The organism is Anaeromyxobacter sp. SG64 (genome assembly GCF_022690745.1).
GTDB classification, from domain to species: domain Bacteria; phylum Myxococcota; class Myxococcia; order Myxococcales; family Anaeromyxobacteraceae; genus Anaeromyxobacter; species Anaeromyxobacter soli.
Genome location: NZ_JALCZB010000029.1, coordinates 11,779 through 33,224, shown reverse-complemented (window position 1 = coordinate 33,224; position 21,446 = coordinate 11,779). Strand labels below are relative to the sequence as shown.

The window sequence follows — 21,446 nt, the reverse complement described above, 5'->3', positions numbered from 1 at the left end:
AATCCTGCTCCGGGATCGAGGACGGCGCCTTCCTCCCCTCGGGGCGGGCCCCGAGCGCGGGGCGGGGACGGAGAGTGGCGACAGGGGAGCGGGAGCGTCGCGCCCGGGCGCAGGCATTGACGGCGAGCACGGACCGTGAACCTGGCCGGCGGAGAAAGCCGGCGACGGGTCGCGCCGCGAAGCGGTCCGCCGCCGAGCGATCCACCCCGCGGCGCGCTCGACGGGGGGCGTGAGACGCGCCTGCTGGCCGCACGATGGGCAGACTTTCCACTCGCGGTCGATCTCCGCACGCGTCCCCGCGCCCTCGTATCGGCGACGGAGCACGAGCGATCGCTCGGCTCCTCGGCCGCCGAGAGCAAGACGAGGCGAGGAAGGGGGCAGGAATTTCCGGACATCCGGCGCCCGTTCCATACACACCAGTCGGCAATTCACGCCCAACGGCGCAGCGAGGAAAACGTGTCGATCGAGACGAACCACATGGATCAGCTGCCTTCCAGGGAGGCTCCCCGGGAGCCGATCGAGCGTCCTGCCGCCCGGACACCGGGCGAGGAAGGGGAGTTCCCGCTCGAGTGGACGCCCACCAGCCTGGCCGAGCTCTGCCCCGCCGCGCTGGCGGAGGTCCGGGCCCTGGCCGACGACGTCGACTACTCCCCGGATCCGGATCGGGAGGGGTCGGGCGAATGGGACGCGAGGCGCGTCGCCTACGCGATCACGATCCTCCTCGAGGACGCCATCAAGCGCTCCGCCGGCGCCGGGCCGGTGTCTCTGCGCTGGCGGGAGTACGAGGACGAGGTGGTCTTCCGCGTCCAGTTCCCGCGGCCGCTCGCGCGCGGCGACCGCTTCGTCACCTACTTCGAGGAAGGCGTCCGCCCCGACGGGGCCGACGACACCGTCGGTACGCTCCGCCTCGTCGTCGCGCGGAAGATCGTGCTGCAGCATCGCGGGCGGCTCGCGCGCGTGCGCACCCGCGCCGGTACCTGCTACGTCGCGACGCTGCCGCGCTCCCCAGCGCGCGCGGTGCGCGCCGAGGAAGACGCCCTCGAGCTCGAGTAGGCGGTCGGAACCGCTCCGCCTGCCGCGCCCCGGCAGGCAGGAGCCCAGGGACTCCCGCCGCCGACGCCGACTCCGTCCCGCTCGCCCGCCGAACGGCTCGGCGCGAGCGGGCAGGTCGTCGGCCTCCGCTACTTCACGAGCGGCGCCACCTTCCGGAACTCGGGGGTCGCGGCCTCGTGCAGGAGGTCGAAGATGGCGGTCTCCGCGGTGGTCACGATGGCGCCGACCTCGCGGCAGAGCTCGAGGCCCACGCGGCGGTGCTCCTCGGTCCGGCTCGACACCGCGTCCGCGCAGACGTGGACCTCGTAGCCCATCGCCACGAGATCGCGCGTCGTCTGGAACACGCAGACGTGCGTCTCCATCCCCACGACGATGACCTGCCGCCGCCCGGTCTGCTCGAGCGCGGCGGCGAAGCCGGGGTCGGCGCCGCAGGAGAAGCGGGTCTTCTCGAGGGGCGGGGAGGGGAGGAGCTCGCGGAGCTCCGGGATCGTCCGGCCGAGCCCCTTCGGATACTGCTCGGTCGCGAGGATCGGCAGCCCGAGCTCCTTCGCCGCGCCGATCGTGGCGCGCGCGTACTTCACGAGCCGCTCGAGCGTCTCCTCCGGCATCGCCGGCGTGAGCCGCTCCTGCACGTCCACCACCAGCACCGCCGCCGTGGTGCGATCCAGCTTCACCTTGCGTCCCATCGCGTCACCTCCAGTTCGAACGGGGGTCGCGCCCCCGCCCCGCCGACGGCTGGCCGCCGTCGTCGGGGGCCCACCCTGCTCGCCGGGTCCCGTGCGCCGACGCGATCGGCTTCGCCGATTCCGCGTCGGCGCCCCGGCGGCTCGCCACGCTCGCCTCTTCGCGATCCTGATCGGTCGCTCAGATCGCGTACCCCGCCGCCCCGCTCGCCGCCGCCGCCTCCGGGTCGATCGCCACGTCCACGCAGTAGACCGTCCCCGACGCGAACGCGCGCTCGAGGGCGGGCTCGAGGTCGGCCGGGTCCTCGACGTGCTCGCCCTTGCCGCCGAACGCCTCGACGACTCGATCGTAGCGGGTGGGCGCGAGCTTCGTCGCGACCGCGTGGTCGTCGCCGTAGAGGCCGCGCTGCGGGACGAGGATCTGCCCCCACGCGGCGTCGTTCCCGACGACCACCACCATCGGCAGCCCGAACCTCACCGCGGTCTCGAAGTCGAAGCCGTTCAGGCCGAACGCGCCGTCGCCCTGGACGACGCACACCGGCCGCTCGGGCGCGAGCAGCTTCGCGGCGATCGCGAACGGCGCGCCGACGCCGAGGCAGCCGAGCGGGCCCGGGTCGAGCCAGCGCCCGGGCTTGCGAACCTTCAGCACCTTGGCCGCGACCGCCACCACGTTGCCGCCGTCGCCCACGAACGTCACGTCGCCCGCGCGCGAGGCCACCCGGTCGAGCGCCTTCGCCAGGCGGAAATGATGGATGGGCCGCTGGTCGCTCTCCTCGAACGCGCGCTGCTTCTCCGCGCGGGCCGTCTCCTTCTCGCGCAGGAACGCCCGCCACTCCGCCGCCGCCGGCGTGAGCTTCACGCCCGCCTCGAGCGCCTCGAGCACGCTCCGCGCGTCGCCGACGATCCCCACCTCCACCGGCCGGTTCCGGCCGATCTCCCCGCCCTCGACGTCCACCTGCACGACGCGCGCGCCGGGCGCGAAGGTGGGCTCGGTGCCGTAGCCGAGGCGGAAGTCGAGCGGCGTGCCCACCACGACGACCACGTCCGCCTGCGCGAGCGCCTCCTTGCGAGAGAGCTGGAACGCCGACGGGTGGTCCGGCGGGAGGCAGCCGCGGCCCATGCCGTTCAGGTAGACCGGGATCCCGCTCCGCGTGGCGAGCCGCGCGAGCGCGTCCACGCCGTCGTCCCACCAGACCGACGACCCGCCGAGCAGCACCGGCCGCTCGGCGCGGGCGAGGAGCGCCAGCGCGGCGTCGAGCTTCCGCGGATCGCCGGGCATGCGCGCGTCGGTACGGTACAGGGTCTGCGCCTCGGCGAGCGCCTCGTCGGCGCCGTTCGAGAGCACGTCCCAGGGGAGCTCCAGGAACACCGGGCCCGGCCGGCCGGCGCGCGCCACGCGGAACGCCTTCGCGAGGAAGCTCGGCACGAGGTCCGCGGAGGGGACGCGGTCCGCCCACTTGGTGATGCCGGCGAAGAGCTGGACCTGCGGCATCTCCTGCAGCGAGCCGCGCCCCTGGTTGAACGTCGGCGCGGCGCCGCCGAGGAGCACGAGCGGCACGTTCGCCGCCCAGGCGTTCGCGACGCCGGTGACCGCGTCGGTGACGCCCGGGCCGGCGGTGACGATGGCCACGCCCACGCCGCGCGTGAGCCGCGCCCAGGCGTCGGCGGCGTGCGCGGCGGCCTGCTCGTGGCGGGTGTCCACGAGCCGGATGCCCTCGTCCACGCAGCCCGCGTAGATGGGCGCGACGTGCAGGCCCGAGAGCGTGAAGGCGGTCGAGACGCCCTCCTTGCGCAGCATGCGGGCGACGAGCCGACCACCGGTGAGCGTCTCCATCGGGCCTCCTCGGGGATTCCCCCGGGACGACGACGCCCCGCACGCAGCGAGGCGAGCAGGGCGTGCGGGACTCCGGGCCGACCAGGCCGGGCTACTTGCGGAAGCGCGACAGCGCCGAGGTGAGCTCGGCGAGCGGCGGGAACTGCTTGTCCGGGTGGACCGTCGCGAGGCGCGCGTAGAGCTGCTCCTCGGTCTCGGCCTTCTCCTCGTCCGGGATGCAGCAGTCCACCGGGCAGACCGCCGCGCAGGCCTCCTCACCGTGGAAGCCGACGCACTCGGTGCAGAGGCTCGGATCGATGACGTAGATGTCGTCGCCCTGGGTGATCGCGCCGTTCGGGCACTCGGGCTCGCACGCGCCGCAGTTGATGCACTCGTCCGTGATCTTCGTCGCCATGCTCTGCTCCTGGTGCGGCGCGCGGGCCGCGATTCGCCGGGAAGCTCGCCGCCCGGCGCGCGCCAGGATACTCCAAGCGTCCCGAGGGTCCTGGCGCCCCGCCCGGGCCGTCCAGCCAAAAGCGAAGCGCCGGCGCGTCCCCTGGGGACGGGCCGGCGCGGGGTCACCGCCGTCTAGGTCCGCTTACGCGGCGACGCAGCAGTCGACCGGGCAGACCGCGGCACACGCCGGGGCGTCGTTCTGGCCCTTGCACTCCGTGCACTTCGCAGCCTCGATGATGTAGAGGTCATCGCCCTGCGTGATGGCGGTGTTCGGGCACTCGGGCTCGCACGCGCCGCAGTTGATGCACTCTTCCGTGATCTTCAGGGCCATCTCTTCGATCCTCTCGTTTCGCCGTTGGCAGGGCGGTGGGTTGCAGAGGCTTTATGCCCGCGCGCCTTCGTCGAGTCAAGCGTGGGCCCGCGAATTTCCTGGGGAAAATCCAGACCTTTCCAATCGACATTTGCCATCGGTCAGGACCGATTCGGTCCCCGTTCCGCGTTCGCCCGGACGTGCCGGCGGTCCTCCTCGACCTCCGCGGCGAGCCCCGAGAGCACGCGCCCGGCGCCCAGGACGAGCGCGGCGCCTGCGATCGCGAGGGCTCCGAGGAGGCGGTCGCGGCGGGCCGCGGCGAGCGCCAGGGCGAGGTCGCGGCGGCGGTCGAAGGCGAGCCGCTGGCGCTCGGCGTGCTCCCCCCGCAGCGTCTCGACGAAGGAGGCGCCCTCTGCCTGCCCGGCGACGCGCGCGGACTGGAGCTCCGTCTCGAGGCCCCGCACGCGGAGGGAGGAGCGGACGGTGGCGGCGAGCCCGGTGAGGGCGACGGCGCAGAGCAGGGCGGTCTTGGTCCGGGACATGTCGGCTTGACTGCTCTGCGAGAGCGCGCAGGATACCCGCCGCCGCCCCGGGGCGGCAAATCGAGCACATGGCCAAGCCCTACGATCCGAAGGATTTTTACTACCGCAAGGCGAAGAAGGAAGGGCTGCGCGCGCGCTCCGCCTTCAAGATCGACGAGATCCTCCGGCGCCACCGCCTCCTGAGGAAGGGCCAGGCGGTCCTCGACCTCGGCGCGGCGCCCGGCGGGTTCCTCCAGATCCTGGCCGACGAGGTGGGCGAGACCGGCGTCGCGGTGGGCGTGGATCTCGAGCCCATCCGCCGCCTCGGCAAGGTCTGGGTGAAGACCGCCATCGTGGACCTGCTCTCGCCCGGCGCGCTCGACGCGATCCGCTCCCTCCACGCCGGCCCGTTCCAGCTCGTCACGAGCGACATGGCGCCGAAGACCATCGGCGTGAAGATCACCGACGAGGCCCGGTCGCTCGAGCTCGTGCGGATGGCGCTCTCCGTCGCGGAGCGGACGCTCGCGCCCGGCGGCGCGTTCGTCGCGAAGGTCTTCATGGGCGGCGAGTTCCCCGCGCTCAAGAAGGAGCTGCAGGCGCGGTTCGACGAGGTTCACGTCATCCGCCCCGAGGCGGTGCGCGAGTCGAGCTACGAGGTCTACGTGCTCGGCAAGGGCCTACGGCGCTCCGGCGGAGCGAGGACCGTCGAGACCGCGACCCCGGCCGCGACTTCGGCCCCGGCCGCGACCCCGACCGCGGCCCCGACCTCGACAGCGACCCCGAGCGCGTCCGCGACCGCGGCCCCGGCCGCTACACCGCCCCGGCCCCCGCCCCCGCGCGCCGCCGCGAAGCCGAAGCCGTCCGGAAAGCCGCGCCAGAAGGCGAGCCCCAAGCCGCGCCCGAAGCGACCCGCTGCGCCCGCCGCGAAGTCCCGCGCGAAGAAGACGAAGGCCCGCGCGCGTTGAGTTCGGTCACCGAAGGTGATCGCGAATCACGAACTGTCGTCTAGGCGAGCTTCAGCCGGACGAAGCGGCGCTTGCCCACCTTCACGAGCCACTCGCCCGCGCCGAGCGTGGCCTTGTCGTCCGACACGCGCTCGCCGTTCACCGACACGCCGCCCTGGGCGATGAGCCGGCGCGCCTCGCTCCCGGAGGCGACCACCTTCGCGTCCGCGAGCAGTCGCGCGAGCGGGAGGCTCGGCTGGCCGTCGAGCGCCACCGCTCGCTCCTCGACCTCGTCCGGCACCTCGCGCCGCGCGTGCACCTGCGCGAAGTGCGCCTCCGCCCGCCGCGCCGCGTCCGCGTCGTGGAAGCGGGTGACGATCTCCTTCGCGAGCGCGATCTTGGCGTCCTTCGGGTGCCCGGCCCGGAGATCCGCGATCTCGTTGCTCGAGCGGTCGGAGAGGAGCTCGTAGTAGCGCCACATGAGGTCGTCGGTGACGCTCATGAGCTTGCCGAACTGCTCCTCCGGCGCTTCGGCCACTCCCACGTAGTTGCCGAGCGACTTGGACATCTTGCTGCCGACGATGCGGCCGGAGTCCGCGTCGAGCTTCGCGTCGAGCCCCTCGAGGATCGGGCCGGTGAGCACCACCTGCGGCGCGAGCTTGTAGTCCGGCATGATGGCGCGGCCGACGAGCAGGTTGAAGAGCTGGTCGGACGAGCCGAGCTCGACGTCCGCCGCGAGCGCGACCGAGTCGTACGCCTGCGCGAGGGGGTAGAGGAACTCGTGCACGCTGATGGGGACGTTGCCCGTGTAGCGCTTCTTGAAGTCGTCGCGCTCGAGCATGCGCGCGACGGTGTAGCGCGACGCGAGGCGGATGACGTCGGCGAAGCCCATCTTGCCGAGCCACTCGGAGTTGTAGCGGACCTCGGTCACGGCGGGATCGAGGATCCGGAAGACCTGCTTCTTGTAGGTCTCGGCGTTCTCCGCGAGCTGCTCGGGCGTGAGCGGCGGCCGCGTGCTGTTGCGGCCGGTCGGATCGCCGATGAGCCCGGTGAAGTCGCCGATGAGGAAGATGACCGTGTGGCCGAACTGCTGGAAGCGGCGCATCCGGGAGAGGAGCACCGTGTGGCCGAGGTGCAGGTCGGGCGCGGTCGGGTCGAACCCCGCCTTCACCCGCAGCGGCACGCCGGTGTCGTAGGCCTTCTGGAGCCGCGCGCGGAGGTCCTTCTCGAGGTGCAGGTCCACCGACGCCCGGGTGACCTCCTGGAGCTGCTCGTCCGGCGTCGCGCTCCTGAGCTTCGCTTTCGGGTCCATCGCCTAGGTCTCCTCGAGCCTCTCCTGCACGCGCGCGATCGCGCGCGCGCGGCCGGTCTCTTCGTCGATGTCCACGATGGCGCCCTGGAGCCAAACCTCGCGCTTCGCGGGCTCGAACGGCACGGGGCGCGCCGTGAGGAAGCGCTCGACCACGAGCTCCTTCTTCACGCCGATGACCGAGTCCCACGGCCCGCACATGCCGACGTCCGTGACGAAGGCGGTGCCGCCGGCGAGGACGCGCGCGTCGGCGGTCTGCACGTGCGTGTGCGTGCCGAGCACCGCCGACACCCTGCCGTCGAGGAAGTGGCCCATCGCGTTCTTCTCGCTCGTTGCCTCGCAGTGCATGTCGACGAGGATCGCCTTCACGCCCTCGGCCCGCAGCGCGGCGATCTGCTCCTCGGCGACCCGGAACGGATCCTCGAGCGACCGCATGAACACGCGGCCCTCGAGGTTCACGACGCCCAGCCGGCGGCCGTCGGGCGTGCGCGCGACGCCGCGGCCCCGGCCCGGCGTGCCCGGCGGGTAGTTCGCGGGGCGGAGCAGGCGGGCGTCCGGGCGCTCGAGGTACGGCACGATCTCGCGCTTGGACCAGATGTGATTGCCGCTCGTGAGGAGATCCACCTCGGCGGCGAGGAGCTCCTCGGCGGTGTCGGGCGTGACCCCGATGCCCGACGCCGAGTTCTCCGCGTTCGCGATGACGAGGTCGATCCCCTCCCGCGCGATGAGGCGTGGGACGAGCCGCTGCACGGCCTGGCGGCCGGGCTTTCCGAAGACGTCTCCGAGGAAGAGGACCTTCAAGGTCTTCGAGGTGTCGCAAGCGGGAGGGGCCCGCGTCAACGGGATTCTCGGCGGAACAGGAGCGTGCGCGCCTCGGTGACGAGCGCGTCGAGGCGCGCGTCGTGCGCCTCGAACGGCAGCGCGGGCACGACCTGGAGCTCGAAGCCGAGGCCGATGCGCGCCGCGCGCGGCATCGCCTCGAGGGTGGCGTCGTAGTAGCCGCCGCCTCGGCCGAGCCGGTGACCGTCCGCCGAGAACGCGACCCCGGGCAGCAGGACCGCGTCCACCGCGTCGCGCGGGACCTCCGGCGCGTCCGCGGGCGGCTCCAGCGCGCCGAGGGGCCCGCACGCGAGCGCGTCCGGAGCGCAGCGCCCGAAGGCGAGGCGGCGGTCGCCGGGCACGACGCGAGGGAAGACGAGCAAGGCGCCGCGGGCGAGCGCGCGGGCGGCGATGACGGCCGTGTCGACCTCGCCGCCCAGCGCGGAGTACACGGCGAGCGTGCGCGCCGAGCGGAAGACGGGGACCTCGTCGAGGCGCGCTGCGATGGCGCGGGACTTCTCGAGGCGCTCGGCGGCGGGGAGGGCGCGGCGGGCGGCGACGAGAGCCGCGCGGAGGGCGCGCTTCTCCTCGCTCGCCTCGATCTCGCGCGTCCCGCTCAGCGCCGCCTCCGCGGGCAAAAAAAGAGCCCCCGCGTAGAGCCGTGTGGCCCGGTTGCTTGGACCTGTATTTCACAGGTGGGGCACCCGGTGCACCAGCGTCCGTAGGCTTCTCCCTCGCTGCTTGGGAGCTTGCTCATGGACGAGGGCGGGCGCTCCGCTTTGGCACAAAGTCGGCCCAAACGACGCGGGGCCCAAGCACGAGCTCGGCAGGGGCAGATCTAGATCAAGAAAAAAGAGCTAACACCGCGGAACACGCAGCGTTTTTACAAATCAGATCGTAGGCGGCCGCGGCGGCACTGTCAAGCGGTGACGTCAGCCTCCACGGGTAGAATCCCCCCGTGCGGGCACCCCTTCGTACGCTCGGTAGCGCCACCCCCGGCGCGGCGCCGCTCGCCGGCGGAGGCCGCGCGTGAGCGGCCTGCCGGAGATCGCGGGCTACACGCTCGAGGCGCTCGTCGGCCGGGGCGGCATGGCCGAGGTCTTCCGCGCGATCGCCCTGCGAGGCCCGCACGCCGGACGCACGGTGGCGCTGAAGCGGCTCCTCCCCGAGCTGGCGCGCGATCCGGAGCAGGTCGCGCTCCTCGCCGAGGAGGCCGCGGTCACGCGCCGGCTCCGCCACCCCGCCATCGTGGAGGTCCTCGAGACCGGCGTCGCCGGCGGCTCGCCGTTCATCGCCATGGAGTACGTGGACGGGCGAAACCTCCGCGACGTGCTCGGCCGCTGCGCGGCGCGGCGGATCCTCCTCCCCGTCGACTTCGGCTGCTACGTGGGGCACGTGGTCGCCGGCGCGCTCGCCCACGCGCACGAGGGCCTCGACGAGCAGGGCGCTCCGCTGGGGGTCATCCACTGCGACGTCTCCCCGTCGAACGTGTTCGTCTCGCGCCTCGGCGCGGTGAAGCTCGGGGACTTCGGCGTCGCGCGCGCCGCCGGGGCGAGCGGACGCACGTCCGGCGCGATGGGGAAGGTGCACTACCTCGCCCCGGAGCTCATCCGCGGCGGGGCGCCCGCGCCGCGGACCGACGTGTTCGCGCTCGGCGCGGTGATCTTCGAGCTGCTCACGAACGAGCGGGCGTTCCCGGGGCGGGACGTGAACGAGGTCGGCCAGCGGATCCTCGCGGGCCGGCTGCGCGCGCCGTCGGAGGTGCGGCCGGAGCTGCCCTTCGAGCTCGACGCCCTCGTGCTGCGCTGCCTCGCCCCGGATCCCGCCGAGCGCTGGCGGAGCGCGGCCGAGGTCGCCGGCGAGCTCGCGCTACGCTACGACAAGGCGATCGGGACGGACCTCGCCATCGCGGCGGTGGTGCGGGGGTTGTTCGGCGCCTGACGCGACGCCCCGGGAATCCTCACGGCGTCGCTGGACCGCGCGGCGCGGCCGCGTCGCCGCAGGCAACCCAGCGGGAACGCGTCAGGCCGCCGGGATCGCCGCGCGGACGCGCTCGACGAGCGGCGGGACCGTGCGCAGCGCGGCGTCCACGTCCGCGGCGGTGGTGGTCCAGCCCAGCGAGAAGCGGATCGTGCTCCGCGCCTCCGCCTCCGAGAGCCCGAGCGCGAGGAGCACGCCCGACGGCGTGGTCGAGCCCGAGTGACAGGCCGAGCCGGCGCTCGCGCACAGGCCCTCCACGTCCATCGCCATGAGGAGCGCCTCGGCGTCGCAGCCCTGGAACGTCACCGAGGCGGTGCCCGGCAGCCGCGGCGCGTCCGCCCCGTTCACGCGCGCGCGCGGCACGGCGGTGAGCAGCCCCGCCTCGAGGCGGTCGCGGAGGGCTCCGATCCCGGCGGCCTCCTCCTCGCGCGCCGCGCAGGCGGCCTCGATGGCCGCGCCGAGCCCGGCGATGCCGGGGAGGTTCTCCGTCCCGGGGCGGAGGCCGCGCTCCTGCTCGCCGCCGGAGAGCGGCGCGAGCGGCAGGCCGGGGGTCACCCACAGCGCGCCCGCTCCGCGCGGCCCGCCGAACTTCTGGCCGGTGAGCGCCACGAGATCCGCGCCGAGCGTCCGCACGTCGAGCGGGATCTTGCCGATCGCCTGGACCGCGTCGCAGAAGAAGAGCACCCCCGCCTCGCGCGCCGCGTGGGCGAGGTCCGGGACGGGGAGGAGGACGCCGGTCTCGTTGTTCGCGCGCATCGCGCAGGCGAGGGCCACGTCCGCGCCGAGCGCGGCGCGGAACCGCTCCGGGTCGACGAGCCCGCGGCGGTCCACCGGCACGACCGTGAGCGGCGTGCCGGTCCGCTCGAGCGCGCGGGCGAGCGAGAGCACGCAGGGGTGCTCGACCGCGGTGACGACGAGGCGGCGGCGTCCGGCGGGCGCGCGGGCGAGCACGCCGCGGATGGCGAGCGCGGCGGACTCGGTCGCGCCGCTCGTGAAGACGAGGTCGGCGGGCGCCGCCCCGAGGGCGGCCGCCACCTGGCCGCGGGCGCGGTCGAGGACGTCGCGGGCGGCGCGGCCGGCGGCGTGCACCGAGCTCGGGTTCCCGAACACCTCGAGCGCCGCGCGGACCGCCGCGATCGCCTCGGGGCGCATGGGGGTGATGGCGTTGTGGTCGAGGTAGATCAAACCAGGTTGCGGACCTTCCGCGCGCTCACCCCGAAAGCGTCGAGGAAGCTCCGGACGACGTCCTCGCGGAGGCGCTTCTTCGCCGCGCCGGAGAGGCCCTTCATCGGCAGCCGCGCGCCGGCCATGGTCCCGTGGCCGCCCGCCGAGCCGCCCTTCGCCTCGATGACCTCGCGGATGAGCCGGCCCGCGTTCATGCGCCGGTCGCCCGTCCGGACCGAGAAGTAGAGCTGGTCCTCGTACTCCGCGAAGGCGAGCGACCAGCGCATGCCCTCGAGGTACATGAACCGCTCGGCGATCTCCGCGACCATGTCGGGCGTGTAGATCTCGCCGAGGTCGCAGATCACGACCTCGTCCTCGTAGACGTGCGCCTTCTCGATCGCCACGTGGTAGAGGCGGAAGTAGTCCTCGGGGAGCCGGGGGTGCTCGATCTCGCCGAGCGCCTCCTTGTCCACCATCGGGAAGAGCCAGAGGTAGGCGTCGACGTCGATGTCCGTGGTCTGCCGGCCGAGGTCGCGCGTGTCCGCCTTGATCCCGTAGAAGAGGGCCGTCGCGACGGGCGCCGGCATCTCGAGCCCGCTCGCGCGGAAGTACTCGGCGAGCACGGTGGAGGTCGCGCCGAGCGGGCCGCCGACGTCGGCGATGGGGGCGAGGTGCGAGTCGGGCCGCTCCGGGTGGTGGTCGATGACGACGTCGGGGAAGTGGCGCGCCGGCAGCGAGTGGTTTCCCTGCTCCGGCTGGGTGTCGACCATGCAGATGAGGTCGTACTCGTCGAACACGACGCGCGAGACCGGCACGACCGGGAGCTTCAGCACGCGGACGAGGGCGCGGTTCTCCGCGCGGCCGACGATGCCGCCGTAGGCGACGATCGCCTCGACCCCGGCGAGCTTGTCGAGGAGGTGGGCGAGCGCGACGCCGGCCGCGATGGAGTCGGGGTCCGGGTTGTCGTGCGTGAGGATCAGCGCGCGCTTGTGCGAGCGGGCGTACTCGATGAGGCGGTCGAGCTTCGCCTTCGTGCTCGCCACGTGGCGCGGGTAGAGCGCCATCCTGGCGGAGCGCACGGGCGGCCGCGCACGTGATCGAGTCGGCTCTTCGTTCGGTTGGCGCATGGGATGGGGAGACTTCATCGGCGACGGACGAGGCCGCGGAGGACCTCGATGTTCTCCTTCCAGCGAGACTCGGTCTCCACGAACCCGGGCAGCTCCGCGAACCGGGCGTCGTTGACGAGGAGGCGAAACGGAGCGAGACCCATCGCTCCCTCCCCGATGTGCTCGTGCCGATCGACCCGGCACCCGAGCGGCTTCTTCGAGTCGTTCAGGTGGAACGCTCGCACGTGCGCGAGGCCGACCACCCGGTCGAGCTCCTCGAACGTCTGCGCGTAGCCGGCCTCGGTCGTGAGGTCGTAGCCCGCCGCGAAGAGGTGGCAGGTGTCCACGCAGACGCCGACGCGCCTGCGCGGGGCGGCGGGGATCGCTGCGCGGATGGCGGCGAGGTGCTCGAACCGCCAGCCCAGGCTGGTCCCCTGGCCGGCGGTGGTCTCGACGAGCAGGCGCGTCTTCCCCGGGACCGCGTCGAGCGCGCGCTCGATGGCCTCCGCGACGAGCTTTAACCCCTCGGTCTCCACGCCGTGGCTGCCGGGGTGGAAGATGAGGTGGGGGATCCCGAGCTGGGCACAGCGGCCGAGCTCGTCGGCGAGGCCCTCCCAGCTCTTGTTCCGGATCTCGGGGTCCTGCGCCGCGCAGTTGATGAGGTAGGAGGAGTGGGCGGCGGTGGGGAGCTTCGTCCGCCTGGCCTCGCCCTTGAAACGGGCGACGTCGTCGTCCTCGAGCGGCTTCGCCGCCCACCCACGCGCGTTGCGCGTGAAGATCTGCAGGCAGGCCGCGCCGTCCGCTTCGGCGCGGGAGAAAGCGGTCGACACTCCGCCTGCGATGCCTTCGTGGGCTCCGAGGTACATTGGGCGCGCATCTATACAATAGGCGGGCGTGGCCTCGCCATGCTCGCCCCGATCGTCCCGACCGGGACGAAAAGCTCAAACGATGCGCACCCTTGGCCGCACTGCGGGCGCCTGTCCCAGGGCAGGCCCGCCGCGCCGATCTCCTCCGAGCTCCTCCCGAGAGTGAAACGATACACCCGGTCGGGGGACTCCCCGACCGGGCGCAGAACTGCCGGAACGAGGTCCGGAGCGGCTAGCGGGCAGCCTTCTTGGCCCGGACGTTCGCCGCGAAGAACTTCTCGGCCTGCTCGAGCGCGTTGTCGAGCGCCTCCACGGTGAGGTCCCGCAGCACCGTCTCCGCGAAGCGCAGCGAGTCGTAGTACCGCTGCCGATCGGTGGAGTGGACGATGAGCAGGAGCGGGTAGCCGGCGTGCAGGAACAGGAGGTTCGCGAGCAGCCGGGCGATGCGGCCGGACTGGTCGGTGTACGGGAACACCTGCATGAAGCCGTGCTGCAGCCGCGCGACCTGCTGGATCGGGTGCAGGTGACGGAACTCCGCCGTCTCCGTCGCCTCGAGGACCTTCTCGAGACCGGCCGGGATCTTGGCCGGCTGCGCGATCTCGTGGAAGTACGCCCGGTGAAGGGGCATGTCCTTCCGGAAGTCGGGCGGCGTCTTCTCCGGCCCGCCGCACAGCGTCTCGTAGAGCCGCTTCACGAGCGCGACGGTGAGCTTGGGTCGCTTGGCCTTCGCCTCCTCGCGGACGAGGTCGAGGGCGGTCTTGTGGTTCCGCAGCGCCGAGAGGGCGGTGACGAACGTCGCGTCCGCGAGCGGCTGGTTGGCGAGCGCGGCCGCGAGCTCCTGGGGCGTGTAGACGACGCCCTCGAGCGCGTTCTCGTGGTACAGCCACGACAGCTCGTACTTCTGGAGGAAATCCGCGCCGACCTCGGGTGCGCTCTGCATCCGGTCGCCGAGATCCTCCATGCGATCGTCGATGTCGACGTATCGGGTCCGCATTTTTTCGTGCTCCTCGAGCCCCGGCGGTCTTCGCGGGAGCCTTGCCCGGTGACCAGCCTCAAGTGCATGTATTGTGGGGTGATTTTCAGGTCATCCTGACCGGAAGCCGCGCGCAATCTAGCCGAAGGCTTCGCCCATCGTCAACCCAACATCGACCTCGGCGGTTGGAACGGGCTCTCGGCCGGTTTTGTTCCGCGCGCTCGCACGGCCGCCCGGACCACGTCGGGCCGAGCAAAGAGAACGTTCATAATTCGACTGGTTACGTGGAGGAGCCGGGCGTCCCGATGTGATGACCCTCTTGGGGCAGCCTGCGCCTCCCACGGGCGCGCTGGTCCCAGAAAGGGAGACGCCGCCGGCGGGAGCGCGGCGGCGTCGGAGCGGGCTCGTCTCGCGACGATGGCGCCCTTCGAGGCGGAGGGTCAGTACGCCGTGAGCCACTCCCGGTAGCGCGGCTCCTCGCCCCGCACGGCCCGGAAGAAGGTCTCCTGGACCTTCTTCACGACCGGCCCCGGCTCGCCCCTGCCGATGCGGCGGCCGTCCACCTCGCGCACCGGGGTCACCTCGGCGGCCGTGCCGGTCATGAAGAGCTCGTCGGCGAGGTACATGGTGTCGCGAGTGAACTTCTCCTCGCGCACCGGGATCCCGAGGTCGCGCGCGATGCGGAGGATCGAGTCGCGGGTGATGCCGGCGAGGACCGGCGACGAGAGCGGCGGCGTCTGCAGCACGCCGTTCTTCACGATGAAGATGTTCTCGCCCGCGCCCTCGGCCACGTACCCCTCGGTGTCGAGCAGGATCGCCTCGTCGAAGCCGCTCAGGGCCGCCTCGCGGGTGGCGAGGAACGAGTTCACGTACTGGCCCGAGATCTTGGCGCGGACCAGGTTCACGTTGACGTGCATGCGCGTGAAGGAGGAGACCTTGGCGCGGATGCCGCGCTTCAGGCCCTCCTCGGAGAGGTAGGCGCCCCAGGGCCAGGCGGCGACCATGACCTGGACCGGGTTCACCGCGCCGACGCCCATGGCCCCCGCGCCGAAGAACGCGAGCGGCCGGAGGTAGCCGGCGTCGAGCTTGTTCGCCTTGAGCGTCTCGATGCAGGCCTGCTCGACCTGCTCGACCGAGTAGGGGATCTCCATCAGCACGATGTGCGCGGAGTCGAAGAGCCGCTGCACGTGCTCGTGCAGCCGGAACACGGCCGGGCGACCGTCCGCGCCGCGATACGCGCGGATGCCCTCGAAGACGCCCATGCCGTAGTGCAGGGCGTGGGTGAGGGCGTGGACCTTCGCGTCCTCGAAGGCGACGAGCTTTCCGTCGAGCCAGATCTTGTCCGCCTTGATCATGCCGGCCTTCCCGCTTTCTGTGGTGGTGGGGGTCGAACATGCCCGACGGCGGGGGGCGTTTCAAGGGCCGGGGCGGGCGCGCGCGGCGGGGGCAGCCCTCAGACGGCGAGCGGGGGGAAGGGCCGGCACATGCGCGCGATGAACGGCATGTCCGGGTGGAGCTCGGCCTTGCCCGCCTGGATGGCCCGCTGGAGCGCGCGCTCGGAGGGCACGACCTCCACCGGCGAGAGCACCTGCGCGAACGAGCGGTGGTGGTGCACGAAGGGCCGGTTGCGCGCGACGTTCTGGGCGGCGAGCTGCTCGAGGCCGAACCAGAGCGGCTGGGTGAGCTTCGGCCCGAAGCCCTCGAGCGCCAGCACGAACGCGTTCCGCGCGCCGATGGCGCCGCGCTGCACGGTGGCCCACGCCTCGCGCGCGGGGAGGTTGTCCACGAGCCCGCCGTCGACCAGCCGGAACAGGTCGTGGCGCTCGAAGAGCTCCGCGAGGAGCCGGTGCATGCGCTCGTCGTCGCGCAGCACGTCGTAGTGGATGACGCCCGGCAGCGCGGAGGAGAAGCCGACCGCGTCGATGGCGTCGAACGAGCGGGTCCCGTCGTCGCCGCCGAGGTAGAGGCGGGCGAAGCGGTCGCGCTGCACGATGAGCTCTCCGACCGCCTCGAAGACCTCCGCCATCATCCGCTTCACGACGTGCGGGCGGGCCTCGCGGCCGTGCAGGTCGAGGAGGTGCTCGTAGTAGCTCGGGTCGCGCGGGAGGGCGCCGTTGCGGATGCCGGTGACCGCGACCACGAGCGGGACGGCGAGCTGGCCGAGCGTGAGCGGGTGGCCGTCGGGGCCGCGCAGGAACTCGCCGATGGCGGCGCGCAGGTAGAGCCGCATCGCCGCGGGCAGGCCGTAGCGCGAGCCGGTCTGGAGGAAGCGGAAGATCGAGCGGAACGAGAGCGAGCGCATCGCCTCGTCCACGTCCGTCGGGTGCCACCGCAGGCGGCGCGCGCGGAAGAGGAGGAGCACCGCGCCCATGCTCGTGCCGGCGAGGAGCCGCGGCACGAGGCCGTACTGCTCGAGGAGGGCGAAGGCGCCGAGATAGGACCAGGCGACGCCGCCCCCGCCGCCCGCCACGAGCACGAGCGCCTTCTCGCAGACCTCGCGGTCGATGGCCTCGGGCGGCAGCCGCCCGGCGAAGGCCGCCGCGGCGCGGCCGCGCCAGGCGCGCGCGTGCAGCGAGAGGCCGGGGACGACGCGGGCGACCGCGGCGCGGTCGATGCCGCCCTTGCCGAGCAGGGCGGGCAGCGCGAGCGCCCGGACGTCCTCGCGGAACGGCGCGAGGAGGCCGGAGAGGTCCACGTCCCCGCCGTCGGGAGCGCGGACGAGCGTGGTGCGGGCCAGGTTGAGCGCGTAGCGGAGCGCGGCCTCGTCCGGCTCGGAGAGCCAGGGCGAGCTCGACACCACGTCGCGGACGAGCGCGGCCTCCGCCTCGCAGAAGGGCCGGAGGTCCTGGTGCAGCGCGTCGAGGGCGTCGTCGGAGGGCAAGGCGGCGGGGATTGTAGACGAGTCCCCTCCGGCGACGAAAACCGCCGGGACGGCCTACCCAGGCCCCGTCAGCGCACCACGGCGTCGAACGCCTGGCGGACCGCGCCGGTGGTGCGCGCGTAGTCCGCGAGGAACCGGTCGCCGGGCGCGGGGCCGTAGTACCCGAGCCGGCGCGCGAGCTGGTGGAGCGGCGGGCCGCTCTCGGGGAGGTGGTCGATCGCGAAGTCGTGGACGATCCGGAGCCGGAGCTCGACCCTTCGCAGGAACTCGTAGCCGCGCGCGAGCGCCTCGAACTCCGCCTCGCGCAACAGCCCCGCGGCCCGGAGCCGCTCGAGGGCGACCGGCGTGGAGCCGGTGCGGATCTCGGGGTGCGCGTTGCCGTGGGCGAGCTGGAGGAACTGCGCGGCGAACTCCACGTCCACGAGGCCGCCGTGTCCGGTCTTCGGGTTCTTGCCTCGCGAGGCCTCCTTGGCGAGCTCGCTCTCCATCCGCTCCCGCATGCGACGGATCTCGGCGGCGAGCTGGGCGCGATCCTCGCGGGGCCCGTACACGGCCGGCACGATCACCTGGGCCTCGATCTCGGCGAACGGCGCGGGATCGCCCGCCACGTGCCGCGCGCGGAGGAGCGCCTGCCGCTCCCAGAGCTGGCTGCGCACCCCGCCGGCGGCGCCGTCGCGCGCGCCGCCGCCCGGGAGCGCCTCGCCCATGTGGTAGCGCGTGAACCCCTCCGTGCCGATGACGAGCGCGCCCTGGTTGCCGGACGGGCGGAGCCGCGTGTCGATGGCGAAGAGGCGCCCCTCGCGGAGAGGCATCTGCAGGAAGGACATGAAGCGCTGCGCGAGCCGGGCGTAGGCGGTGTGGTGCTCGCCGCCGCCGCCGCGGTAGAGGAACACGAGGTCGAGGTCGGAGTGGTAGCCGAGCTCGCGCCCGCCGAGCTTGCCCATGCCGACGACGCAGAGCCGCGAGGGCGGCAGCATCCCCTTCGCGCGCGCCTCGCCCTCGGCGAGCTCCAGGCAGCGCTCGAGGCAGACCTCGGCGAGGTCCGAGAGCTGGCGCGCGATGGAGGGCAGGTCGATCGTGCCCGCGATGTCGTGGATCGCGATGCGCAGGACCTCCTCGTTCTTGAAGCGCCGGAGCTCGCCGAGCTGGCGCTCCAGGAGGTCGTCCGCCTCGAGGTCGGACGGGAGCGCGGCGAGCCGCTCCTCGAGGTCGGTGCGGAAGCGGGCCGCGTCCTTCTCGAGCAGGACCTGATCCTGCCGGAGCAGCATGTCGATGAGCTCCGGGTGGCGCAGGAAGCGCTTCGACAGGAAGTCGGAGGTGCCGAAGAGCGCGAGCAGGAGCCGCGAGACGCGCCGGTGCTGGGCGAGCATGCGGAAGTACGGCTCGGGGTTCGAGAGCGCGGCGGCGAAGTCGGCGAGGTGGGAGAGCGCCTGGTCGGGATCGGGCGTGCCGAGCGCGTCGGAGAGGAGCGCGACCGCAGCGGCGGGATCGCCGTGGGGCGAGAAGGGCGTGCGCCGCCGGGCCATGGCGTCGATCGCGGCGAGGACGCGATCGGGGTCCACGAGGCCGCGCCGCGACGCGATCTCTGCCCGGCGCGCCGCCTCGACGTCGGGATCGGCGAGGAGCGCCAGCTCCGGGTCGAGCGGCGCCTCCTCGGCCGCCGCCCCGAGGAGCCCGCCGAAGAGCTTCGCCACCCGCTCGCGGTGCGCCGCGAGGGCGGCCTCGAACGCCTCCTCCGTCGCGTAGCCCATCCCGCGCGCGAGGCCGAGCCGCTCGCCCGCGGCCGGGAGCCGGTGCGTCTGGGCGCCCTCCACCATCTGGACGCGGTGCTCGGCGCGGCGCAGGAACAGGTACGCGTCCGCGAGCACGTCGCCGTCCTTCGCGGGCACGACGCCGGCGAAGAGGAGGCGATCGAGGGCGGGCAGGACCGCGCGCTCGCGCAGCGCCTTCCCGTCCGGCCGGCCGCCGTGGAGCAGCTGGAGCGCGGAGACGAAGAACTCGGCCTCGCGGATGCCGCCCTTGCCGAGCTTCAGGTCGTCCTTCCCCTCCGCGCCGGCCCGCGCGTCGATGCGCGCCTTCATCGCCTGGATCTCGGCGAGCACGTCGAGATCGAGGCTGCGCCGCCACACGAACGGCTCGAGCTGGCGCAAGAGCTCGTCCCCCACCGCGAGATCGCCCGCCGCCGGGCGCGCCTTCACGAGCGCGTTGCGCTCCCAGGTGCGGCCGAACGACTGGTAGTAGAGCTCCGCGGCGCGGACGCTGTTGACGATGGGGCCGTTCTGCCCGTCGGGCCTGAGGTTCAGGTCCACCCGGAAGACGAACCCGTCCTCGGTGGGCTTCGCGATCGCCTCGGTCACGAGCTCGGCGAGCTTCGCGAAGTAGGCGAAGTGCGTCACCGGCCGCTCGCCGCCCGTCTGCCCGTCCCGGTCGTAGACGTAGACGAGGTCCACGTCGGAGGAGAAGTTGAGCTCGCGCGCGCCGAGCTTCCCCATGGCGATCGCGCAGAAGCCCGCGCCCGGCTCGCGGTCCTCGAGCCCCGCGGGCGCCCCGTGCCGCGCGCGCAGGCGCCGGTCGTGGAACCGGATCGCCGCGTCCAGGCAGGCGGTCGCGAGCGAGGCGAGCTCCGCGGTGACCTCCTTGACCCGGGCGCGCCGGAGATCGCGCAGGGCGATGCGGACGATCTCGCGCGCGCGCAGCGCGCGGAGCAGGCGCAGGAGGCCCGCGACGTCGTCCGGATCGAGCCTCCGCACGGCGCGGGCGAGGAGCCGGCGCAGATCGGCCTCGGAGCGCTCGCGGCCGAGGAACGGCGAGCGCGCGGCGCGGCGGAGGAGGCGCGGGTCCCGCGCGAGGAGCGCCGGGACCATGCGCGACGAGCCGGCGAGGAGGACGAGGGCCTCGAGCAGATCCCGCTCCGCGGGCAGCTCGCCCGCGCCGTCCACGTAGCGCTCGACGCCGGCGAGGGCGAGGTCGGGATCGGCGGCGAGCCGGCACAGCGCGAGCACCTCGTCGAGCCGGTCCGGCGCGCGGCGCCCGAGGCGCGCGAGGCGCTCCTCCGACTCGGGCGCCCGGGGCGCCGCGGGGGGGAGGCCGGGGATGGCGTGGGCCGGGCGCATGGGGCGGGTCACCCCTCGTCGCCGTCCGGGTCGGGCAGGGGCGCGCCCCGCCCCGCGCGCGAGAGCCCGTGCTGCTTGATCTTCTTGTGCAGGTTCGTGCGCTCGACGCCGAGCGCCTGCGCGGCCTGCGTGATGTTCCAGTCGTGCTCCTCGAGCTTCTTCAGGATGTAGTCGCGCTCGACGAGGTCGCGGAGCTCGCGGAGCGGGACCTCGCCGTAGCGCGACAGGTCCGACGCGCCGGCGGCGGGCGCGGCGGCCTGGCGCGGCCCGACCGCCTCGGGCACGTCCGCGGCGGTGATCCGGTCGCCGCTCATGATCACCATCCGCTCGCAGACGTTGCGGAGCTCGCGCACGTTGCCGGGCCAGCGGTAGGCGCGCAGGCGGTCGTACACCTCGGGGTCGATCGCCTTGGGGCGCGTGCCGTTCTCGCGCGCGGCGAGCTGGAAGAACCGCTCGGCGAGGAGCGGCACGTCCTCGAGCCGGTCGCGCAGCGGCGGCGAGACGAGCGGCACCACGTTCAGGCGGAAGAACAGGTCCTCGCGGAACGTCCCCTCGCGCACCTCCGCCTCGAGATCCTTGTTCGTCGCGGCGATGACGCGGACGTCCACGGTGAGGGCGCGCTCGCTGCCGACCCGCACGATCTCGCCTGTCTGGAGCGCGCGCAGCACCTTCGCCTGCGCCGAGAGGCTCATGTCGCCGATCTCGTCGAGGAACAGGGTCCCGCCGTGGGCGACCTCGAACTGGCCGCGCCGCCGCGCCGCCGCTCCGGAGAAGCTGCCCTTCTCGTGGCCGAAGAGCTCGCTCTCGATGAGCTCGGAGGGGATGGCCGCGCAGTTGACCTTGACGAACGGCCCCTGCGCCCGCTTCGACTGCCGGTGGATCTCCGCGGCGACCAGCTCCTTGCCCGTGCCGGACTCGCCGAGGACGAGCACCCGGCCGCTCGTCGGGGCGACCTTGGCGATGTCCTCGCGCAGCCTCCGCATGGCCGGGCTCTCGCCGAGCATCTCGTCCTGGAACTTCCGCTCCCGGGAGGCGAGGACCTGGACCTTCTCCTCCAGCGAGCGCCGGGCGAGCGCGTTCTTCACCGAGACGAGCACGCGGTCGCGGTCGACCGGCTTCGAGAAGAAGTCGGTCGCGCCGCGCTTCACCGCGTCGACCACGTCGCTCGTGTCGGCGTGGCCGCTGATGACCACCACCGGCAGGTCCCGCCACAGCTCGCGCGCGCGGGAGAGCAGGGCGAGCCCGTCCATGCCGGGCAGGCGGATGTCGAAGATGCCGAGATCGACCGGCTCCCCCTCGAGGATCTTGAGCGCGTCCTCCGCGCTCTCGGCCTCCGAGACCGCGTAGCCCTCCGCCTCGAGGACCATGCGCAGCGTGCGGCGGATGTTGCGCTCGTCGTCCACCACGAGCACGGTCGGCTTCGTCGCGTCCATGGGGCGGGGATTATAAGGCCGG

General features: G+C 73.3%; 18 protein-coding genes, 1 other RNA gene and 1 pseudogene. 3 read left to right on the top strand and 17 right to left on the bottom strand.

The window, feature by feature from the left end; all coding sequences use genetic code 11:
* The first annotated feature begins 456 nt into the window (after positions 1 to 456).
* Positions 457 to 1,053 (top strand): sensor histidine kinase KdpD, encoded by a 597-nt coding sequence (locus MNZ29_RS11115; protein ID WP_242337969.1) that lies wholly within the window; start codon positions 457 to 459, stop codon positions 1,051 to 1,053.
* A 128-nt stretch (positions 1,054 to 1,181) separates the two neighbouring features.
* On the opposite strand, the gene MNZ29_RS11110 is transcribed toward MNZ29_RS11115, so the two are convergent.
* From MNZ29_RS11110 to MNZ29_RS11090, 5 genes are all read right to left on the bottom strand, one after another.
* Positions 1,182 to 1,739 (bottom strand): hydrolase, encoded by a 558-nt coding sequence (locus tag MNZ29_RS11110; protein ID WP_242337971.1) that lies wholly within the window; start codon positions 1,737 to 1,739, stop codon positions 1,182 to 1,184.
* 178 nt (positions 1,740 to 1,917) lie between these two features.
* Complete coding sequence (locus MNZ29_RS11105) at positions 1,918 to 3,570, bottom strand: thiamine pyrophosphate-binding protein (protein WP_242355218.1); 1,653 nt, start codon at positions 3,568 to 3,570, stop codon at positions 1,918 to 1,920.
* A 91-nt stretch (positions 3,571 to 3,661) separates the two neighbouring features.
* The gene (locus tag MNZ29_RS11100; protein WP_308197060.1) at positions 3,662 to 3,997 is read right to left on the bottom strand and encodes a YfhL family 4Fe-4S dicluster ferredoxin; all 336 of its coding nucleotides are present in this window, start codon (positions 3,995 to 3,997) and stop codon (positions 3,662 to 3,664) included.
* Positions 3,998 to 4,147: 150 nt separating this feature from the next.
* Positions 4,148 to 4,336, bottom strand: a complete 189-nt coding sequence (locus MNZ29_RS11095) for a YfhL family 4Fe-4S dicluster ferredoxin (RefSeq protein WP_242337976.1) — start codon at positions 4,334 to 4,336, stop codon at positions 4,148 to 4,150.
* 140 nt (positions 4,337 to 4,476) lie between these two features.
* Positions 4,477 to 4,857 carry a hypothetical protein gene (locus MNZ29_RS11090; protein ID WP_242355216.1) on the bottom strand — a complete coding sequence of 127 codons (381 nt, stop codon included), beginning with the start codon at positions 4,855 to 4,857 and terminating at the stop codon, positions 4,477 to 4,479.
* Between the two features lie 68 nt (positions 4,858 to 4,925).
* Here MNZ29_RS11090 and MNZ29_RS11085 point away from each other — a divergent pair.
* Positions 4,926 to 5,522: pseudogene (locus tag MNZ29_RS11085) on the top strand (SAM-dependent methyltransferase); the annotation flags it as partial.
* A 319-nt stretch (positions 5,523 to 5,841) separates the two neighbouring features.
* On the opposite strand, the gene tyrS reads toward MNZ29_RS11085, so the two are convergent.
* From tyrS to ssrS, 4 genes are all read right to left on the bottom strand, one after another.
* Positions 5,842 to 7,092: a tyrosine--tRNA ligase gene (gene tyrS, locus MNZ29_RS11080; protein ID WP_242355212.1), complete on the bottom strand. Its 1,251-nt coding sequence runs from the start codon at positions 7,090 to 7,092 to the stop codon at positions 5,842 to 5,844.
* A gap of 3 nt (positions 7,093 to 7,095) precedes the next feature.
* Positions 7,096 to 7,890 (bottom strand): TIGR00282 family metallophosphoesterase, encoded by a 795-nt coding sequence (locus tag MNZ29_RS11075; RefSeq protein ID WP_242338020.1) that lies wholly within the window; start codon positions 7,888 to 7,890, stop codon positions 7,096 to 7,098.
* Between the two features lie 35 nt (positions 7,891 to 7,925).
* Entirely contained in the window at positions 7,926 to 8,546 is a 621-nt protein-coding gene (locus MNZ29_RS11070) for a 5-formyltetrahydrofolate cyclo-ligase (RefSeq protein ID WP_242355210.1), read from the bottom strand.
* Between the two features lie 4 nt (positions 8,547 to 8,550).
* Positions 8,551 to 8,744, bottom strand: a non-coding RNA gene (gene ssrS / locus MNZ29_RS11065) — 6S RNA.
* A gap of 193 nt (positions 8,745 to 8,937) precedes the next feature.
* Here ssrS and MNZ29_RS11060 point away from each other — a divergent pair.
* A complete protein-coding gene (locus tag MNZ29_RS11060; RefSeq protein WP_242355208.1) occupies positions 8,938 to 9,849 on the top strand; it encodes a serine/threonine-protein kinase in 912 nt (303 codons plus the stop codon).
* 81 nt (positions 9,850 to 9,930) lie between these two features.
* Here the strand turns inward: MNZ29_RS11060 and MNZ29_RS11055 are convergent, their stop codons facing one another.
* The 8 genes from MNZ29_RS11055 to MNZ29_RS11020 all read right to left on the bottom strand — a co-directional run bounded on the left by MNZ29_RS11055 (position 9,931) and on the right by MNZ29_RS11020 (position 21,424).
* Positions 9,931 to 11,073, bottom strand: a complete 1,143-nt coding sequence (locus MNZ29_RS11055) for a cysteine desulfurase family protein (protein WP_242355206.1) — start codon at positions 11,071 to 11,073, stop codon at positions 9,931 to 9,933.
* Positions 11,070 to 12,197 (bottom strand): bifunctional oligoribonuclease/PAP phosphatase NrnA, encoded by a 1,128-nt coding sequence (locus MNZ29_RS11050; RefSeq protein WP_242355204.1) that lies wholly within the window; start codon positions 12,195 to 12,197, stop codon positions 11,070 to 11,072. The genes MNZ29_RS11055 and MNZ29_RS11050 overlap by 4 nt, the downstream gene beginning before the upstream one ends.
* Positions 12,194 to 13,024: a deoxyribonuclease IV gene (locus tag MNZ29_RS11045; RefSeq protein ID WP_242371308.1), complete on the bottom strand. Its 831-nt coding sequence runs from the start codon at positions 13,022 to 13,024 to the stop codon at positions 12,194 to 12,196. Before MNZ29_RS11045 ends, MNZ29_RS11050 begins: the two co-directional genes overlap by 4 nt.
* Positions 13,025 to 13,256: 232 nt before the next feature.
* Positions 13,257 to 14,018, bottom strand: coding sequence for a Fic family protein (locus MNZ29_RS11040; RefSeq protein ID WP_242337994.1), 762 nt, complete (start codon positions 14,016 to 14,018; stop codon positions 13,257 to 13,259).
* A 419-nt stretch (positions 14,019 to 14,437) separates the two neighbouring features.
* Entirely contained in the window at positions 14,438 to 15,352 is a 915-nt protein-coding gene (locus tag MNZ29_RS11035) for a branched-chain amino acid transaminase (protein ID WP_242337996.1), read from the bottom strand.
* Between the two features lie 98 nt (positions 15,353 to 15,450).
* Positions 15,451 to 16,878, bottom strand: coding sequence for a patatin-like phospholipase family protein (locus MNZ29_RS11030; RefSeq protein ID WP_242355200.1), 1,428 nt, complete (start codon positions 16,876 to 16,878; stop codon positions 15,451 to 15,453).
* A gap of 68 nt (positions 16,879 to 16,946) precedes the next feature.
* Positions 16,947 to 19,991, bottom strand: a complete 3,045-nt coding sequence (gene glnE, locus MNZ29_RS11025; protein ID WP_242355198.1) for a bifunctional [glutamate--ammonia ligase]-adenylyl-L-tyrosine phosphorylase/[glutamate--ammonia-ligase] adenylyltransferase — start codon at positions 19,989 to 19,991, stop codon at positions 16,947 to 16,949.
* A gap of 8 nt (positions 19,992 to 19,999) precedes the next feature.
* On the bottom strand, positions 20,000 to 21,424 hold the full coding sequence (locus MNZ29_RS11020; RefSeq protein ID WP_242355196.1) for a sigma-54 dependent transcriptional regulator: 1,425 nt from the start codon (positions 21,422 to 21,424) through the stop codon (positions 20,000 to 20,002).
* Positions 21,425 to 21,446 lie beyond the last annotated feature (22 nt).

Excerpts from the sequence above, each read along its gene's own strand:
- MNZ29_RS11090 (WP_242355216.1), bottom strand. The coding sequence starts at position 4,857 with ATGTCCCGGACCAAGACCGCCCTGCTCTGCGCCGTCGCCCTCACCGGG.
- tyrS (WP_242355212.1), bottom strand. The coding sequence starts at position 7,092 with ATGGACCCGAAAGCGAAGCTCAGGAGCGCGACGCCGGACGAGCAGCTC.
- MNZ29_RS11110 (WP_242337971.1), bottom strand. The coding sequence starts at position 1,739 with ATGGGACGCAAGGTGAAGCTGGATCGCACCACGGCGGCGGTGCTGGTG.
- MNZ29_RS11020 (WP_242355196.1), bottom strand. The coding sequence starts at position 21,424 with ATGGACGCGACGAAGCCGACCGTGCTCGTGGTGGACGACGAGCGCAAC.
- MNZ29_RS11095 (WP_242337976.1), bottom strand. The coding sequence starts at position 4,336 with ATGGCCCTGAAGATCACGGAAGAGTGCATCAACTGCGGCGCGTGCGAG.
- MNZ29_RS11050 (WP_242355204.1), bottom strand. The coding sequence starts at position 12,197 with ATGAAGTCTCCCCATCCCATGCGCCAACCGAACGAAGAGCCGACTCGA.
- MNZ29_RS11105 (WP_242355218.1), bottom strand. The coding sequence starts at position 3,570 with ATGGAGACGCTCACCGGTGGTCGGCTCGTCGCCCGCATGCTGCGCAAG.
- MNZ29_RS11045 (WP_242371308.1), bottom strand. The coding sequence starts at position 13,024 with ATGTACCTCGGAGCCCACGAAGGCATCGCAGGCGGAGTGTCGACCGCT.
- MNZ29_RS11040 (WP_242337994.1), bottom strand. The coding sequence starts at position 14,018 with ATGCGGACCCGATACGTCGACATCGACGATCGCATGGAGGATCTCGGC.
- MNZ29_RS11035 (WP_242337996.1), bottom strand. The coding sequence starts at position 15,352 with ATGATCAAGGCGGACAAGATCTGGCTCGACGGAAAGCTCGTCGCCTTC.
- glnE (WP_242355198.1), bottom strand. The coding sequence starts at position 19,991 with ATGCGCCCGGCCCACGCCATCCCCGGCCTCCCCCCCGCGGCGCCCCGG.